The organism is Oscillibacter sp. CU971, from assembly GCF_905219725.1.
Classification (GTDB): Bacteria; Bacillota; Clostridia; order Oscillospirales; family Oscillospiraceae; genus Oscillibacter.
In genome coordinates, this window is the sequence record NZ_CAJMXG010000398.1 from 1 (window position 1) to 2033 (window position 2033).

At 62.6% G+C, this 2033-nt stretch carries 1 protein-coding gene; it reads right to left on the reverse strand.

Annotated features, from left to right (window positions below; all coding sequences use genetic code 11):
* Window positions 1-420: 420 nt before the first annotated feature.
* The coding region (locus JX325_RS15860) for a carbon starvation protein A (protein WP_204792020.1) at window positions 421-2033 on the reverse strand (1613 nt) is incomplete at its 5' end.

Genomic DNA, 2033 nt, shown 5'->3' on the forward strand with positions numbered 1-2033 from the left:
CCGCAGCACCCGCTTTTCNTCTCCCATGGGACCGCCTCCTTCCAATTTGTCCCATTCTACCGGACGGGGCATGAAAAACCATGGGGAATCTGTCGGCGGCGGGAAATACAGCTTGCGCCGGGGCGGAAAAGCCGGTATAATAGCTGCAAGGAGGTGCTGTTTATGGGTACTGAAAAAGAGCGCAAGGACACGCAGAAGGCTTTGTTGTACGATCTCCGCCTGATTTTCAGCACCGGGGAAAAGGAGGACTACACGAGGCAGGAAATCCTGGAACTGCTGGATAAAATCGCCCTGGCCAAAGNCCAGGAGTAAACGGCCGAAGGGCCCGGCGGGATATACCCGCCGGGCCCTTCTCTTCTTTTCATCCGGGACAAAAGGCTTCGCGCCCGGCGGAGACTGGCGCTCCGCTCATGGGTTCGCTCAGACCTTCTGATTCTTCTTGGGATGGGCGATGGTCACNCAGCCCTCGATGNCCANAATGACCGCCAGGACCACCAGCAGGATGCCCAGAATGGCCTGGACATAGGGGCCCCAGTCCGCTCCTCCGGCGGAGATGACCGCAATCTGGTTTTTGGTGTTGACCAGCAGGGAGCAGATGGTGACGATGATCATGAAGCCCATGGGAAGCAGGAACATCTTGTTGTTNTTGCCGATGTTGCCCAGCCAGGTGGCCACCGCCAGCAGGCCCAGGCCCGCCAGCAGCTGGTTGGCGGAGCCAAACAGCGCCCAGATCTTCTCATAGCCGTTCAGGCCCAGCAGCACGCCCAGCACCACGGTGATGGCGGTGGAGACATACATGTTGGAGAGGACCTTCTTGTAGCCGGTGACGTTCTCCGGGGTCTCGCCCTTGCTGGAATCCAGCCAGAACTCCTGGAACATGAACCGGGCCAGACGGGTGGCGGTGTCCAGGGAGGTCAGGCAGAAGGCGGAGTAGGTCAGCACCAGCAGGGTGTAGAGGATGCTGTAAGTGCCGGGGATGGAGTCGTCAATCATGTGGGCCAGGCCGCCGCCGAAGATGGCGGTGGCGCCCGCCAGGGCATTGTCGGGGTTGGCCGCGTTCCAGCTGTAGGCATAGGCCACGGCGCACAGGGTCAGGATGGCCAGGACGCACTCCAGCAGCATGCCGCCGTAAGCGATGGGCTTCGCGTCGGTCTCCTTATCCAGCTGCTTGGAGGTGGTGCCGGAGGAGACCAGGGAGTGGAAGCCTGAGATTGCGCCGCAGGCGATGGTGGTGAACAGGACGGGGAAGATGGGGTTGCCCGCGCCGGTGTCGGGGTTGGTGACCACGAAGGTGTTCACNACGGCCATGCTCCCCATGTCGGGCCGGGCCAGCACCACGGCGATGACCGCCAGGGCCAGCATGGCGTACAGCAGGAAGGAGCTCAGGTAGTCGCGGGGCTNAAGCAGAATCCAAACCGGGGTGACGGAGGNGATGGCGATGTAAATGCCGCAGATCCACATCCAGGCGTCCTTGCTCAGGTAGATGGGGTGGAAGTTCATGCCGATGGCGATGATGGCCACGATGGCGATGACGCCGATCACGCTGGCCACGGACATGGGGGCGTTCCGGCGGTACACCAGGAAGCCGAAGACAATGGNGATGGCGATGAACAGCAGGGAGACNATGGCCACCCGGGCGTTGGCCTCGGAGGCGACCAGATCCACCTCGCCCGCCTCGGTGAAGGTGGCGCCGAAGGTGCCGGCCACGATGGAGGCGAAGGCCGCCACCACCAGGATCAAGGTCAGGTAGGCGAAGATCAAAAACAGCATCTTGGCCCGCTTGCTCATGTTGGTAGAAATGATTTCGCCGATGGACTTGCCGTCGTGGCGGACGGAGGCAAACAGGGCGCCGAAGTCATGGACGCCGCCGAAGAAGATGCCGCCGATGAGAATCCACAGCGTGCAGGCAAGCCAGCCGAAGCCCGCCGCGCCGATGGGGCCGGTGATGGGGCCCGCGCCGGCGATGGACGAGAAGTGGTGGCCCATCAGGATGGGGGCCTTGGCGGGGACGTAGTCGCTGCCGTCCTCCAGAG